This window comes from Acidocella sp. C78 (assembly GCF_907164655.1).
This window is the reverse complement of record NZ_CAJQZK010000062.1, coordinates 1-14,677: the sequence shown is the minus strand read 5'-3', so window position 1 is coordinate 14,677 and position 14,677 is coordinate 1. Positions and strand designations below refer to the sequence as shown.

Annotated in this window: 9 protein-coding genes and 2 pseudogenes; 9 read left to right on the top strand and 2 right to left on the bottom strand. The window is 70.3% G+C overall.

Going from position 1 to position 14,677, the window contains the following annotated elements; genetic code table 11:
- Positions 1-15 precede the first annotated feature (15 nt).
- Positions 16-681 (bottom strand): Tim44/TimA family putative adaptor protein, encoded by a 666-nt coding sequence (locus ACIDOCELLA78_RS88930; RefSeq protein WP_201728690.1) that lies wholly within the window; start codon positions 679-681, stop codon positions 16-18.
- Positions 682-810: 129 nt separating this feature from the next.
- Between ACIDOCELLA78_RS88930 and ACIDOCELLA78_RS88925 the strand changes: the two genes are divergently transcribed.
- The 5 genes and pseudogenes from ACIDOCELLA78_RS88925 (at position 811) to ACIDOCELLA78_RS88905 (ending at position 10,353) form a co-directional block, all read left to right on the top strand.
- Positions 811-1,365: a histidine phosphatase family protein gene (locus ACIDOCELLA78_RS88925; protein WP_201728689.1), complete on the top strand. Its 555-nt coding sequence runs from the start codon at positions 811-813 to the stop codon at positions 1,363-1,365.
- Between the two features lie 131 nt (positions 1,366-1,496).
- The gene (locus ACIDOCELLA78_RS88920) at positions 1,497-2,903 is read left to right on the top strand and encodes an efflux transporter outer membrane subunit (RefSeq protein WP_201728688.1); all 1,407 of its coding nucleotides are present in this window, start codon (positions 1,497-1,499) and stop codon (positions 2,901-2,903) included.
- Between the two features lie 2 nt (positions 2,904-2,905).
- Positions 2,906-4,066: an efflux RND transporter periplasmic adaptor subunit gene (locus ACIDOCELLA78_RS88915; RefSeq protein ID WP_201728687.1), complete on the top strand. Its 1,161-nt coding sequence runs from the start codon at positions 2,906-2,908 to the stop codon at positions 4,064-4,066.
- A pseudogene (locus ACIDOCELLA78_RS88910) lies at positions 4,063-7,259 on the top strand (efflux RND transporter permease subunit). The gene ACIDOCELLA78_RS88915 and the pseudogene ACIDOCELLA78_RS88910 overlap by 4 nt, the downstream one beginning before the upstream one ends.
- A 3-nt stretch (positions 7,260-7,262) precedes the next feature.
- Positions 7,263-10,353 (top strand): annotated as a pseudogene (locus ACIDOCELLA78_RS88905) (efflux RND transporter permease subunit).
- A 7-nt stretch (positions 10,354-10,360) separates the two neighbouring features.
- Here the strand turns inward: ACIDOCELLA78_RS88905 and tsaD are convergent.
- Positions 10,361-11,452, bottom strand: coding sequence for a tRNA (adenosine(37)-N6)-threonylcarbamoyltransferase complex transferase subunit TsaD (gene tsaD / locus ACIDOCELLA78_RS88900; protein WP_201728686.1), 1,092 nt, complete (start codon positions 11,450-11,452; stop codon positions 10,361-10,363).
- Between the two features lie 23 nt (positions 11,453-11,475).
- Between tsaD and hemC the strand changes: the two genes are divergently transcribed.
- From hemC to ACIDOCELLA78_RS88880, 4 genes are all read left to right on the top strand, one after another.
- Positions 11,476-12,477: a hydroxymethylbilane synthase gene (gene hemC, locus ACIDOCELLA78_RS88895; protein WP_201728685.1), complete on the top strand. Its 1,002-nt coding sequence runs from the start codon at positions 11,476-11,478 to the stop codon at positions 12,475-12,477.
- Positions 12,470-13,183 carry a uroporphyrinogen-III synthase gene (locus ACIDOCELLA78_RS88890; protein WP_201728684.1) on the top strand — a complete coding sequence of 238 codons (714 nt, stop codon included), beginning with the start codon at positions 12,470-12,472 and terminating at the stop codon, positions 13,181-13,183. The genes hemC and ACIDOCELLA78_RS88890 overlap by 8 nt, the downstream gene beginning before the upstream one ends.
- A complete protein-coding gene (locus ACIDOCELLA78_RS88885) occupies positions 13,180-14,133 on the top strand; it encodes a hypothetical protein (RefSeq protein ID WP_201728683.1) in 954 nt (317 codons plus the stop codon). The genes ACIDOCELLA78_RS88890 and ACIDOCELLA78_RS88885 overlap by 4 nt, the downstream gene beginning before the upstream one ends.
- Positions 14,133-14,677 (top strand): heme biosynthesis HemY N-terminal domain-containing protein (locus ACIDOCELLA78_RS88880; protein WP_283770832.1); only part of this gene is annotated, 545 nt, incomplete at its 3' end. The genes ACIDOCELLA78_RS88885 and ACIDOCELLA78_RS88880, both read left to right, overlap by 1 nt.

The following is a 14,677-nucleotide window of genomic DNA, read 5'->3' as shown; positions in this document are numbered from 1 at the left end:
GATGGCGCGCATGGCTCAGCCGCTACGCGCCGCGGCGAGCCGCCATGTCGGGTCGGCGGCGCCGAGCTGCTTCTCGAAGGTCCAGAGATCCACGATCTCGGTCATCGACTCGGTGCCGGCGATCACCTGGCCCTGGCCGTCACGCGTGTAGTTCTGCTGGTCGGAGACGAAGCGAACGACGATGACCGCCTCGCCGCCGATGGTGTCGGCCTCGTCGATCGTGGTCTCGACGAGGCGGAGAATTTCGGTGTGCTGGGTTTCGCCGGCCGCGTTGCGCGCGTCGATCGCCTGCTCGAACGTGGCCAGCACGGACGGCGTCAGCAGCGATCGCAGCACGGCGACATTGCCGGCGGCGAAGGCGAGCACGATGCGGCGGAAACTGGCCTCGGCCATTTCGAGAAAGCGAGGCGGATCGAAACCCCGCTCCGCCTCGGCGATGCGGGCGAGAGCCTGGCCGACGACCGTATGCGGCGCTGGCAGCGGACGCGCGGGGCGGGGCGGCTCGGCGACGCCGTCGATGACCGGCGGCCCGGACTGACGCGCCGCGCCGCCGGCGGGGGGCTCGGCCATCGGCGGCCGCTCGAAGCCGGTGCGGCGGCCCAGCACGCTGCGCAGGCGCAGCGCGAGGAAGCCCGCGACCAGCGCGAGAAGAACGATATCAACGGGAAATCCGGTATGCATGACGACAACGACACCTGTTTATGCGGGCGGGCCCCTCCCCTCGTGATAGGCCGAGCGCGCCGCGCCCGCAACCGCGAGGCAGAGCGCGGCGGTTTGCCGAAGCCGCCGGCTCGGGCTATCGACAGCACCATGATTCTGCTTCGTCACGGCCAGAGCGAGTTCAACCTCCACTTCACGGCAACGCGGCAGGACCCGGGAATCGAGGATCCCGGCCTGACGGAGCAGGGGCACGCGCAGGCCGCCGCCGCCGCCGCGGAGCTGGCGGCACGCCCACTGCGGCGGCTCATCGTCTCGCCTTACACGCGCGCCTTGCAGACGGCGGCGCCGATGCTCGCGCAACGCCGCCTCGATGTGGTGATCTCGCCGGATATCCGCGAGCGGTTCCACTTCACCTGCGATGTGGGCAGCCCGCCGGATCGCCTCGCCGCGCGGTTTCCGGATCACGACTTCACCCATCTGCCGCCGCGCTGGTGGCCGGAGCGGACGGAATCCGAAGCCGCCGTGATCGAACGCGCCAACCGCTTCCGCGCGGCGATGGCGGCGCGGCCGGACTGGCGGCAGACCATCGTGGTCAGCCATTGGGCCTTCATCCTCGCACTGACCGGACAGTCACTGACCAATGGAACGTGGATCGAGTATGATCCCGCCTCGCCGCCGCCGTCGTCGCTGACCTGGCGCCCCTGACCGCGGACCGGCGCCGGAGATCTTGAAACGTGCGCTGGACATCCAGATTTCTGCCGTCGAACAAACATTCATGCGCCAAGGCGGGCGCGGAAAGGCGGCGGGCGCGTGACGGGACGATCGGAGGCTGCCGCATGAGGCTGTTTCGCCTCGCCTCAGCCGCCCTGCTGCCGCTGGGTCTTGCCGGGTGCGCCGTCGGCCCGGCGTTTCACCCGCCGAAAACCCCGGTTCCGGCCCGGTTCGCCGCGGCGGCGGAGGCCAAACCGGCCTGGCCGAAACCGGGATGGTGGCGCCAGTTCGGTTCCCCGGAACTCGACCGGCTGGTGGCGGCGGCGAAGGCGCATAACTTCACCGTAATCGAGGCGATCGACCAGCTCGAGGCTGCCAACGCGCAGGCGCAGATCGCCGGCGCGCCGCTGCTGCCGGCGATCACGGCCAGCGGCAACGGATCGTTTCAGCAGGCGCAGACGAGCACCCAGGCCGGGCTGCGGACGGTGGATACGCGCAGCTTCACCGCGACCTTCCAGGCCTCCTACCAGCTCGATTTCTGGGGCAGGAACGATGACGCGCTGCGCGCGGCGCAGGCGAACGCGGCGGCGGCGGCATTCAACGCGGCGACGGTGGCGCTGACCGCCGAGGCGTCGGTCGCCACCGTCTATTTCCAGGTGCTGGCGTATGAGGACCAGCTTGGCATCGCCCAGCGCAACCTCAAGGCCGCCGAGGGGCTGCTGGCGCAGCTACGGGCGGAATTGAAGGCCGGCATCGTCGATGCGCCGAGCGTGGCGCAGCAGGCCGCGCTGGTCGCATCCGAGCGGGCGAACATTCCCAACCTCGTCTCGCAGCTGCGCCAGGAAGCGATCGGCCTTGGGATTCTCACCGGGCAGGCGCCAGAATTCCTCCGCGTCCATGGCGGCTCGCTCGGCGCGCTGCGCGTCCCGGCACTGGCGCCGGGGCTGCCGGCGGGCCTGCTGACGCGGCGGCCTGACATCGCGGCGGCGGAGGCCACGCTGATCGCCGCCAATGCCAATGTCCGCGGCGCGATCGCCGCGTTCTTTCCGTCGATCACGCTGACCGGCTCGGGCGGCTGGCAGAGCAAGGCGCTGAACCTGCTTTTCGCCCCCGGCTCGACGCTGATTTCGGCGGCCACCTCGATCGCCCAGCCGATTTTCGAGGGCGGCGCGCTGAGCGGACAGTTGCGGGTGAGCCGGGCGACCTATCGGGAAGATGTCGCGAAATACGAGCAGGCGGTGGTGCAGGCGTTCACCGATGTCGAGACCGCGATGACGGCGCTGCGCTACGCGACCGCGCAGGAAGCGTTGCAGCTTGTCGCCGTCGCCCGCGCCCGCGCGGCGCTGGACGGCGCTCAGGCGCAGCTCAGGGCCGGCGTGGTCGATATCGGGACGGTGCTGAACGCCGAGCAGACCCTGCTGTCGGACGAGACGACGCTGGTGACGGCGCGGCTGACCCGGCTCGATGCCGCGGTCAATCTTTACAAGGCGATGGGCGGCGGCTGGACGGCCGGTGCCGGCAAGGATCACTGACGATGGCGAAACGGCGCGGACGGATCATTTTCGGACTGGTGGCGCTCGCCCTGGCCGGCGCGGTGGCGTATCGGCTCGCGCACCGGGCGAAACCTCAGCGCCGCTTTGCCGCGACCGCGATCCCGGTGAAGGTGGCCAAGGCGACACGGCAGAACGTGCCGGTATATCTCGACGCGCTCGGCACCGTCGTCGCCTATCACACGGTGACGGTGCAGCCGATGATCACCGGCCCGCTCACCCGCATCCTGTTCACCCCGGGCCAGTTCGTGAAGACAGGTGACGTGCTGGCGGAGATCGACCCCGCACCCTATCGCGCGTCCCTCGACCAGGCGGAGGCGAAGCTCGCGCAGGACAAGGCGAGCCTGGCCAACGCGGAACAGCAGGCGCGGCAATACGCTTCGCTGGTCAGACAGAACTACACCTCGAAACTGCAGGCGGCGACGGCGCTTGCCACCGCCGCCGAGGACCGCGCGCTGGTCAAGCAGGACGAGGCCAGCATCGAGACCGACCGGATCAATCTCGGCTACACGCGGATCACCGCGCCGATTTCCGGGCGCACCGGAATCCTCCAGGTGAATGCCGGCAACATCGTCGGCCCCAACACGACCGGCGGCATCGTGGTGATCAACACGCTGCAGCCGATCTCGGTGCAGTTCAGCCTGCCGCAGCAGGACCTGCCGCAGATCGTCGGCGCGATGAAGCGCGGCAAGGTCGACCTGCTCGCGACCGAGGAAGGCGACCCGCAGACCGCGAAGGTGCTCGACCGCGGCACCCTCGCCGTGCTCGACAACACGGTGAACGCCAGCACCGGCACGCTGACGCTCAAGGGCACGTTCGCCAATCCCGATCTCACGCTCTGGCCGGGCGCTTATGTGAATGTCCGCACGCTGGTGCGGACGATCGGCGATGCGGTGACGGTGCCGCCGGTCGCGGTGCAGCAGGGGCCCGGGGGCAGCTTCGTGTTTCTCGTGAAACATCCGGCCAAACCCGGCGGCGCCTTCACCGTGGTGGACCGGACGGTGACGCTGGGCGTGCAGACGGCGAGCGATGTCGTCATCACCAGCGGACTGGCCCCCGGTGACGAGGTGGTGACCGAGGGCAATTCGCGCCTCAAGGGCGGATCGGCGATCAAGATCGTCACGGATACCGCCGGCAAGCCGTGAACATTTCCGCCCCGTTCATCGCCCGGCCGGTCGCGACGTCGCTGCTCGCGATCGCGTTGTTGCTGATCGGCGCGCTGGGGTATCGGGCGCTGCCGGTCTCCTCGCTGCCGCAGGTGGATTTTCCGACCATCCAGGTGGTCACGAAACTTCCCGGCGCCTCGCCGGACACCGCGTCGAAACTGCTGACCGCACCGCTGGAGCGGCAGTTCGGGCAGATCGCCGGGCTGGCGGCGATGAGCTCGATCTCGAGCCAGGGGACCAGCGCGATCACGCTGCGCTTCGACCTTTCGATGCCGATGACAACGGCGGCGCAGGACGTGCAGGCCGCGATCAACGCCGCCTCGGGCACACTGCCGCCGAACCTGCAATATCCGCCGACCTATTCCGAGGTGAACCCGGCGGACGCGCCGATCCTGACGCTGGCGCTGACCTCGCGCACGCTGCCGCTCGATGCGATTGCCGATGCGGCGCAGACCCGCCTGGTGCCCAAGCTCTCGCAGGTGAAGGGCGTGGGCAAGGTGACGGTCGAGGGCGGGCTGACCAGGGCGATCCGCATCGACGTGAACCCCGCCCGGCTCGCCGCCTATGGCGTGTCGCTCGAGGATGTGCGCAACGCCATCGCCAATGCCAACCAGTCCGGCGCCAAGGGCGCGCTGGATGGGCACAATCAGGCCTACACGATCGGCGCCAACGACCAGATCACGGTGCCGGCGCAGTATCGCGGCCTGATCATCGCCTATCGCAAGGGCGCGCCGGTGCGGCTTGCGGCGGTGGGGACGGTCGGCTCGGGCCTCGAGAACGACCTGCAAAGCGCCAGCTATGACGGCACGCCGGCGGTGGTGATCGACATCCAGCGTCAGCCGGGGCGAACATCGTCAGCACGGTGGCGGATGTGCGGGCGGCGCTGGCGGGGCTGCGCGCGGCGATGCCGCCGGGGATCGATGTGAAGATCGCCGCCGACCGGACGGGGACGATCCGCGCCTCGGTGCGCGATGTGCAGATCACGCTGATCACCGCAGCGCTGCTCGTGGTGCTGGTGATCTTCCTGTTCCTGCCCAATCCGCGCGCGGTGCTGGTGCCGGCGGTGGCGCTGCCGCTCTCGATCATCGCGACCTTCGCGGTGATGAACGAGCTTGGCTTCCAGCTCGACAATCTTTCGCTGATGGCGCTCACCGTGGCCTCGGGCTTCGTGGTCGACGACGCGATCGTGATGATCGAGAACATCGTCCGCTTCATCGAGCAGGGGGAATCGCCGCTGCGGGCCGCCTATCTCGGCAGCGCGCAGATCGGCTTCACCATCGTCTCGCTCACCGTGTCGCTGGTTGCCGTGTTCATTCCGCTGCTGTTCATGCCCGGGGTGATCGGCCGGCTGTTCTCGGAATTCGCGGTGACGCTGTCGATCGCGGTGGTGATTTCGGCGGTGGTGTCACTCACGCTGACGCCGATGATGAGCGCGCGGCTGCTGCGCGGCGCCGAGGCCTCGCAGCCGGGGCGGATCGCGCGCGCGGCGGAGGCGGCGCTGGCGGGGCTGCGGGAGCGCTACCGCGCCGGCCTCGCGTGGAGCCTGCGTCACCAGCGGCTGATGCTCGCGACGTTCGGGGTGACGGTGGTGGCGACCGGCATCCTGTTCGCGATCATTCCCAAGGCCTTGCTGCCGCAGGAGGATACCGGCGCGATCGTCGCCGTGACCGAGGGGGCGCAGAGCATTTCGCTCGCCGCGATGACCCGGCTGCAGGACCGCGCGATCCGCGCGATCCGCGCCGATCCGGCGGTCTCCGGCGTCACCTCGCTGCTCGGCTCCGGCCTGGCCAATCCGACGCCGAATACCGGCCGGCTCGGCATCACGCTCAAGCCGATCGGCCAGCGCGCCGCGATCGGCGCGGTGATGGCACGCTTGCAGGCGCGGCTTGCCGGGATTGCGGGGCTGCACGCCTACATGCAGCCGGTGCAGGACATCACGCTCACCTCGCGGGTCTCGCCCACGCAATATCAATACACGCTCACCGATGCCGACCAGGCGGAGCTTGACGCCTGGGCGCCGAAGATCCGCGCCGCCCTCGCCGCGCTGCCGCAGCTCACCGATCTTGCGAGCAACCAGCAGAACGAGGGGCTGGAGACCTATATCGACGTCAACCGGACCGCGGCGGCGCGGCTCGGCATTTCGATGGCGACGATCGAGGCGACGCTCTACGACGCGTACGGCCAGCGACAGGTCAGCACGATCTATGAGCAGAACGCGCAATATCGCGTCGTGCTCGGGGTCGATCCCGCCTATGCGCGCTCGCCGCAGGCGCTGGCCAGCCTTTACGTGCCGACCGGCAGCCTTTCGACCAGCACATCGACCGCGTCGCTCGGCCCCGGCGGGTCGGTGAGCGGAACCGGCACCACGACCACGGGGGCTGCCGGCAGCGCCGGCACGAGCGTTGCCGGCGAGGTGCCGCTGCTGGAGGTGGCGAAGATCGACCAGCGCTACGGCCCGCTCGCGATCACAAGGGAAGACCAGTTCCCCTCGGTCACGCTCAGCTTCAACCTCGCGAAGGGCGCGTCGCTCGGCACGGCCGAGGCGGCGATCGGCCGGGCGGAGCGGAACCTCGGCGTGCCGGATACGGTGAGCGGCCAGTTTTCGGGGGCGGCGGCCGCGTTCGAGACCTCGCTCGCGCAGGAGCCGTGGCTGATTTTCGCGGCGCTGCTCGTCATCTACATCGTGCTCGGCGTGCTTTATGAAAGCACGATCCATCCGGTGACGATCCTGTCCACCCTGCCCTCGGCCGGGATCGGCGCGCTGCTCGCGCTGATGCTGTTCGGCGCCGATTTCACCCTGGTGGCGCTGGTCGGCATCGTGCTGCTGATGGGCATCGTGAAGAAGAACGGCATCATCATGGTCGATTTCGCGATCGAGGCCGAGCGCACGCGGGGGGTGAGCCCGGAGGCGGCGATCACCGAGGCGGCGATCCTGCGGTTCCGCCCGATCATGATGACGACGATGGCGGCCCTGCTCGGCGCGGTGCCGCTGGTGCTGGAGGGCGGCGCAGGGGCGGAGCTGCGCGCGCCGCTCGGCATCACCATCATCGGCGGGTTGCTGGTCAGCCAGTTGCTCACACTGTTCACCACCCCGGTGATCTATCTCGCGATGGACCGGCTGCGGCCGGCGCGGCGGGAAGCGCCAGCGGCGCAACCCGGCCCGGCGGACTAGGCGGTGAACGTCTCCTCGGTCTTCATCCGGCGGCCGATCGGCACGACGCTGCTCGCCCTCGGCATCCTGATCGCGGGTATCCTGTCCTATCTGAGGCTGCCGGTGGCACCGGTGCCGAGCATTCCGATTCCGGCCATCGTCGTTTTCGCCTCCGACCCGGGGGCCTCGCCGGCGGTGATGGCGAGCACCGTCGCGGCACCGCTGGAACACGCGCTCGGCACGATTCCGGGGCTGAACGACATCCGCTCGCAGAACTCGGTGGGGTCGACATCGGTGGTGGTGCTGTTCAATCCGGGACCGGATATCAGCGTCTATGCCCATGCGGTGCAGGCCGCGATCAACGCCGCCCTGCCCAACCTGCCCTCCTCGATGCCGCGGCGGCCCTATTACAAGGAATTCAACCCGGCCTCGCGCCCGGTGATGACGCTCGCGCTCACCTCGGAGACGATGAGCCTCGGGCAGATCTACAACGTTGCCGACACGGTGCTGGACCAGCGGCTGGCGCAGGTGCCGGGGTGGCGCAGGTCGGCATTTATGGCGGCGGGTCGCCGGCGGTGCGGATCCGGCTGCATCCGCAGGCGCTCGCCGCCGCCGGGCTGACCGGCGCCGATGTCTACAACGCGGTGCGCAGCGCCAATGCCACGCAACCGCTCGGCGTCATCGAGGGGCCGCACCGGGCCTGGACGCTGGTGGCCAACGGCCAGATCTCGGCCGCCGCGCAATATCGCGACATCGTGCTGAAATCGGCATCCGGCGCGCTGCTGCGCCTGTCAGATGTCGCCTCGGTCATCGATGGGGTCGCCAATACCCAGCTTTCCGCAACGGCGAATGGCAGGCCGGCGATCACCATCGAGATCACCAAGACCGCCGATGCGAATATCATCCGCACGGTGGAGGGGATCCGGAAACTGCTGCCGGACATCCGCACCTGGCTGCCGCCCTCGGTGAAGCTCTCGATCCTGAACGACCGCACGACGACGATCCGCGCCAGTGTCGCCGACATCCAGATCACGCTGCTCATCACCATTCTGCTGGTGCTGGTGGTGGTGACGCTGTTCATGCGCCGGCTGACCCCGACGATCGCCGCCGGCATCACCGTGCCGCTCTCGCTGGCCGGAACCGTGGCGGCGATGTGGGCGCTCGGCTTCACGCTCGACAATTTCTCGCTGCTCGCGCTGACCGTCTGCGTCGGCTTCGTGGTCGACGATGCGATCGTGATGATCGAGAACATCGTCACCCAGCACGAGCGGGGGCTGAGCGGCATCGAGGCCGCGCTGGTGGGGGCGCGGCAGATCGGCTTCACCGTCGTCTCGATCACCGCATCGCTCGTGGTCGTGTTCCTGCCGCTGACGCTGATGGGCGGCATCATCGGCGACCTGTTCTACGAATTCGCGATAACGCTTTCGATCGCGATCCTGATTTCGGGCGCGATCTCGCTGACGGTGACGCCGATGATCTGCGGGCGGTTCATGGGGCGGACGCCGAAAGCGGGGCGGGATTCGCGGCCGGCCCGCGCGATCGACCGGCTCTATCGCCGCAGCCTCGATGCCTATGCAAGCAGCCTCGACTGGGCGCTCGCGCATCGCTGGCTGATGCTGGCGAGCTTCGCGCTCACCGTGGCGCTCACCGTGTTTCTCTACATCAAGGTGCCCAAGGCGTTCATTCCCGAGCAGGATTCGGGGCTGATCATCGGCCATACGATCGCGCCGTCCGACGTGTCGTTCTCGCGGATGAAGCGGCTGGAGGGGCGCGTGGTCGCGACCATTCTCGCCAATCCGGCGGTCGAGGCGGTCAGCTCGCGGATCGGCGTGGCCAACGGATTTTCCACCGCCAACCGGGGCCACATGTTCATCCAGCTCAAGCCGCTGTCGCAGCGCAGCGCCTCGGCGCAGCAGGTAATGACGCAGCTGCAGGCGCGGCTGTCGCAAATTCCCGGCATCTCGACGACCATGTTCGTGGGGCAGGACCTGTTTTTCGGCGGCCAGTCGAATGGCGGGGAATACAGTTTCTCGATCGTCGATCCCTCGCTCGCGGGGCTGGCCGATGTCACCGCCGAGATCGAGCGCAAGCTGCGCACGCTGAAGCAGATCGGCAATGTCTCGACCGACCAGGACAAGGCGCAGACGCAGATCACCGTCGAGATCGACCGCAAGGCGGCGGCGCGGCTCGGCGTCTCGATCGCGGCGATCGACGACGCCTTGCAGAACGCCTTCGCGCAACGGCAGATTTCACGGATCTACGAGGCGCAGAACCAGTATTCCGTGGTCCTGAAAGTGCCGGAGGGGCTCGATCGCTCACCCTTGGATCTGCAGCACGTCTATGTTGCCGGCACCGGCGGGCCGGTGCCGATCGCCGCCGTCGCGCGTCTGGTGCGGGCGACGGCACCGCTCTCCGTCACCCATCTCGACGGGCTGCCCGCAGGGACGATCAGCTTCAACGTCGCCAAGGGGCCGCGCTCGGCCAGGCGATCGCGGCGGTGAAACAGGCGATCGCGGAGCTGCCGCTGCCGGCCGCGGTGAAGATCAGCTTCGGCGGCAATGCGCGCTATTTCCTGCAATCGCTGAGCGCCGAGCCGCTGCTCATTCTCGCCGCGCTGGTGGCGATCTATATCGTGCTCGGCGTGCTCTATGAGAGCCTGGTGCAGCCGCTGACGATCCTCTCGACGCTGCCCTCCGCCGGCGTCGGCGCGCTGCTGGCGCTGCTGCTCACCGGCACGCCGCTCTCGGTCATCGGCATCATCGGTATTTTCCTGCTGATGGGGATCGTCAAGAAGAACGGCATCCTGCTGGTGGATTTCGCGCTGAACGCCGAGCGCGCGCACGGCATGACGCCGGCCGAGGCGATCCGCGCCGCCTGCCTCGAACGCTTCCGGCCGATCATGATGACAACGCTGGCCGCCGCCCTCGGCGCCCTGCCGCTGGCCTTCGCGGTCGGCACCGGCGAGCAGTTGCGCCGGCCGCTGGGCATCGCGGTGATCGGCGGGCTGATCGTCTGCCAGGCGCTGACGCTCTACACCACGCCGGTGATCTATCTCGCGGTCACCGGGTTCGGCCGGCGCCGGGCGCGGCGGCTGGCGACCATGCCGGCGGAATGAGGCATGATCAGCCGGCGATCTGCATCTCCCGCGCCTGTTCGAGCGGCCAGCGCGGCCGGCAGCGCACGGCGAGCGGGTCGGCCCCCTGCCCTGCGCGCAGGCGCTCGATCGCCGCCCAGGCGACCATGACCGCATTGTCGGTGCACAGGCGCAGCGGCGGCGCGGCGAGCGGCAGGCCGGCTTCGGCGGCGACGCTGGCCAGCGCGGCGCGCACCGCCTTGTTGGCGGCGACCCCGCCGGCGACGACGACCGCCGTCGCGCCCGGCAGCATGGCGAGGGCGTGGCGCAGCCGGTCGGCCAGGGCGGCGACGACCGCATTCTGGAAGGCGCGGGCGAGATCGGCGGCGAAATCATGCGGCAATCCGCCGTCCGGCTGGCGGGCGACGAGCTGGGCTACGGCGGTCTTGAGGCCGGAGAAGGAAAAGTCGCAGCCCTGGCGGCCCAGCATGGGGCGCGGCAGGCTGAACTGCCCATCCCGCCCCTCGGCGGCGAGGCGCTCCAGCGCGGGGCCTCCGGGATAGGGCAGGCCGAGAAGTTTCGCCACCTTGTCGAACGCTTCGCCAGCGGCATCGTCAAGCGTGGTGCCGAGCCGGCGGTAGCGCCCCACCCCCTCGACCGCGATCAGCGCGGTGTGCCCGCCGGAGACGAGCAGCAGCAGATAGGGGAACTCCGGCGCGGCGGCGCCCGCATCCGGCAGGCGCGCGGTGAGCGCATGGGCTTCGAGATGATTGACCGCAAGAAAGGGCACGCCGGCGGCCAGCGCCATGCCGCGCGCGGTGTTGGCGCCGACGATGAGGCCGCCGATCAGGCCGGGCCCGGCGGTTGCAGCGATCGCGGCGAGGCCGGACGGCGCGGCGCCGGATGCGGCCAGCGCGCGACGGACCATGTCCGGCAAGAGGGCGAGGTGCGCGCGGGCGGCGATTTCCGGCACCACGCCGCCGAAGGGGGCATGATCGGCGATCTGGCTGGCGACGAATTCGGCGCGGATCCGCCCCGCGCCGTCGAGCACGGCGCAGGCAGTCTCGTCGCACGAGCTTTCGATCCCGAGAACCAGGGAGTCGGGGCCGAACCCCGCGAAACTTGCGGCTTTTCTTTCCATCCCGTTCCTTTTAAGCAGAGGAGATGCACCAGGAAAGCTCGTCGGGCGGCAAGGTCGCCCCCCATTCCGGCCGCCGGCTGCCCCTGCGGGTTGGCACGCGCGGATCGCCGCTCGCCGTCCGGCAGACGGACATGTTCCTCGCCGCGCTGCGCGAGATCTGCCCCGCGCTCGGATTCGCGCCGGACGCCTTCGCCCCCGAGATCATCAGCACGACGGGCGACCGGGTGACCGACCGCCCGCTCGCCGAGATCGGCGGCAAGGGGTTGTTCGCCAAGGAAATCCACGAGGCGCTGCTGGACGGACGAATCGATTTCGCTGTGCACAGCCTGAAGGATCTGGAAACCACCCTGCCCGATGGCATCATCCTCGCCTGCACGATGAAGCGCGAGGACGCGCGGGATGCGCTGATCCTCGCCGACGGGCTCGGCGCGGCGAACGCGGGCGACATCTGGGCGAGCCTGCCGAAGGGCGCGCGGGTCGGCACCTCGTCGGTGCGGCGGCAGGCGCAGCTGCTGCATGCCCGGCCCGACCTGCAGATCGGCCTGCTGCGCGGCAATGTCCGCACCCGGCTGGATGCGGCGCGCAACGGCACGTTCGATGCGACGCTTCTCGCCCTCGCCGGGCTGCGGCGTCTCGGCTTCGAGGAGGAAGTCAGTGCCGCGGTCGACCCGGACGCGATGGTGCCGGCCGCTTGCCAGGGAATCGTTGGCATCACCGTTCGCGCCGCGGATACGCGGCTCGCCGAGCTGCTCGCCGCGATCGAGAATCACGAGGCGAAGGCGGTTTCCAAGGCGGAGCGTGCGCTGCTCGCCGCGCTCGACGGCTCCTGCCGGACGCCGATCGGCGGATATGCGCGGCTGCTGCCGGATGGCAACCTGCATCTGACCGGACTCACGGCGCGGCCGGATGGCAGCTTCCTGCTCAAGCGCAGCGAGGTGGCGAACGCCGCCGACGCGGTGCGGCTGGGGGCGGAACTCGGCGCCTCGCTGCGGCGCGACAGCCCGGCCGACATCTTTCTTGACTGAAACGGGCGCAACCGATCCGCTCACCATATTGGTGACCCGCCCCGAACCGGGCGGCAGCGCCACCGCCGCCGCCCTGCGCGCGGCCGGGCATGTTCCGGTTCTCGCCCCCTGTCTCGAGATCGAGGCGCTGCCGGCAGCGCTGCCGGCGGTGATGGACGCCATCGTCGTTGCCAGCGCCCAGGCGCTGCCGGGATTGCCGCCAGCCCTGCGCGCCGTGAAGCTCTTCGCGGTAGGCGATGCCACCGCCGCGCGGGCGCGGGCCGCCGGGTTCATCTCGGTCGCCAGCGCCGCGGGAACGGCGCGGGATCTCGCGGCGCTGGTGGGCGCGCGGCTCGCGTCCGGCGCGCGGCTGCTGCTGGCCTGCGGCGCGGGGCACAGCACGGATCTCGCCGCCGACCTGCGCCGCCGCGGCTTCCGGGTGACGCGCCGCGTGGTCTATCGCTCGCGCCCGGCCCGGGAACTCGACGCGGCGGCGCGGGCGGCGCTGGAGGCCGGCGACGTCGACCGGGTGATGGTATTTTCGCCCGCGAGCGCGCGCAGTTTTGCAACCCTCGTCACCGCGGCCGGGCTCGACGGGGCGCTGGCCGGCGCGGTTGCCGTGGCGATCAGCCCGGCGGCGGCGGCCCCGCTCTCCCGCCTGCCGTTTCGCGAGATCCGCAGCGCGGTTTCGCCCGATCAGGATCACATGTTACCCTTGTTGCCATGAGCGAGCACGACCCGAATCACACCCCGCCCGAGTCCTCCGCCACCGCCGATCCGGCACCAGCCCCGGCGCCCGAGCCGCAGGCCGCCGAACCCGCTGCCACACCGGATGCGGCAGGCGCGTCCCGGCACCGGCGCAAGGCGATCGGCCTCGTGGCGGTCGCGATCCTGTTGCTTGCGGGCGGCGAGCTCTTCCTGTTCCGCGCCCAGCTCGGCGCGGCGGGACAATCGGCCCGGATCGACCAGCTCTCGACCCGGCTCGGCGCGCTGCGCGACCGCGTCGCGGCGCTGGAGCAGAAACTCGCCAGCGTTGCCACGGCGGCAGACAAGCCGGCGCCCGCCGCACCCGCCCCGGCCCTGCCCGCCGATCTCGCGGCACGGATCGGCAGGATCGAAACCAGCATCGCGGCGCTGTCGACCACCACCCTCGCCGATCATGCGGCGGTGACGCGGCTTCGCCAGCAGAGCGGCGACCTGCCGGCGCTGGTGACGAAGGCGAAAACCCTCGCCCTGATCGCGCAGGCCAGCCTGAACCTGCAGAACGGTCTGCCGCTTGGCGAGATTCCCGGCGCGCCGGCGGCCCTTGCGGTTTATGCCGCGGCGAAGCCGCCGACGCTTGCCGGGCTGAAGGCGAGCTTTGCGACCTATGCCGTGGCGGCGGCGCGCGAAGCGGGCGACGCGACGGCGCAGGGCGGCTTCTGGCAGCAGGCGACCGCGCGGGTGGAAAGCCTCGTGACCTTGCGGCATGGCGACAAGGTGCTGGTCGGCAGCCTGGCGGAGGGCATTCTCGGCAAGGCGCGCGCGGCGCTGGCGCGGGACGATCTCGGCGCCGCGGTGAACGACCTCGCGAAGCTGCCGCCCAAGGCCGCATCGGCCATGAAGCCCTGGACGAATGAGGCGACCGGGTTGATCGCGGCACGGGCGGCGCTGGCCGCGATGGCGGAGAAAGCCTGATGCTGCGCGCCTTCCGCTTCGGCCTTGTGGCGATCGTCCTGCTCGGCATCACCTGGTATCTCGCCAGCCTGCAGGGGCAGGTTACGGTGGAGATCGGCAGCTATGCCGCCAGCGCGTCGACGCCGGTGGCGATCCTGCTGCTGGCGCTTCTGGTCGCCGTGGCAATTCTGGCGCTGGGCCTGCTGCGCGGTGCGCTCGGCCTGCCCCGGCGCGTGGCGGCAAGACGCGGACGCGCGCGGCGTGATGCCGCCGACGCCGCCTCGCTGCGCGCACTCGCCGCGCTCGCCGCCGGCGATATCGGCGCGGCTTCTGGCCATGCGCGAACGGCGCGGCGCCACGCGCCCGATGCGCCATTGCCGCTTTACGTGAGCGCCGAAACGGCGCGGCAGAGCGGTGATGCGACGACGGCGGAGGCGCTCTTCGCTGACCTCGCCAAGCATGGCGACGCGGGGTTTCTCGGCTGGCGCGGCCTGCTGAGCGCGCGGCCGCTGCCGCAGGACGATCAGGATGGGCTCGCACTTGCCGCCGAGCGGGCGCGCAAGGC

Excerpts from the sequence above, each read along its gene's own strand:
- ACIDOCELLA78_RS88930 (WP_201728690.1), bottom strand. The coding sequence starts at position 681 with ATGCATACCGGATTTCCCGTTGATATCGTTCTTCTCGCGCTGGTCGCG.
- ACIDOCELLA78_RS88925 (WP_201728689.1), top strand. The coding sequence starts at position 811 with ATGATTCTGCTTCGTCACGGCCAGAGCGAGTTCAACCTCCACTTCACG.
- ACIDOCELLA78_RS88920 (WP_201728688.1), top strand. The coding sequence starts at position 1,497 with ATGAGGCTGTTTCGCCTCGCCTCAGCCGCCCTGCTGCCGCTGGGTCTT.
- ACIDOCELLA78_RS88915 (WP_201728687.1), top strand. The coding sequence starts at position 2,906 with ATGGCGAAACGGCGCGGACGGATCATTTTCGGACTGGTGGCGCTCGCC.
- tsaD (WP_201728686.1), bottom strand. The coding sequence starts at position 11,452 with ATGGAAAGAAAAGCCGCAAGTTTCGCGGGGTTCGGCCCCGACTCCCTG.
- hemC (WP_201728685.1), top strand. The coding sequence starts at position 11,476 with ATGCACCAGGAAAGCTCGTCGGGCGGCAAGGTCGCCCCCCATTCCGGC.
- ACIDOCELLA78_RS88885 (WP_201728683.1), top strand. The coding sequence starts at position 13,180 with ATGAGCGAGCACGACCCGAATCACACCCCGCCCGAGTCCTCCGCCACC.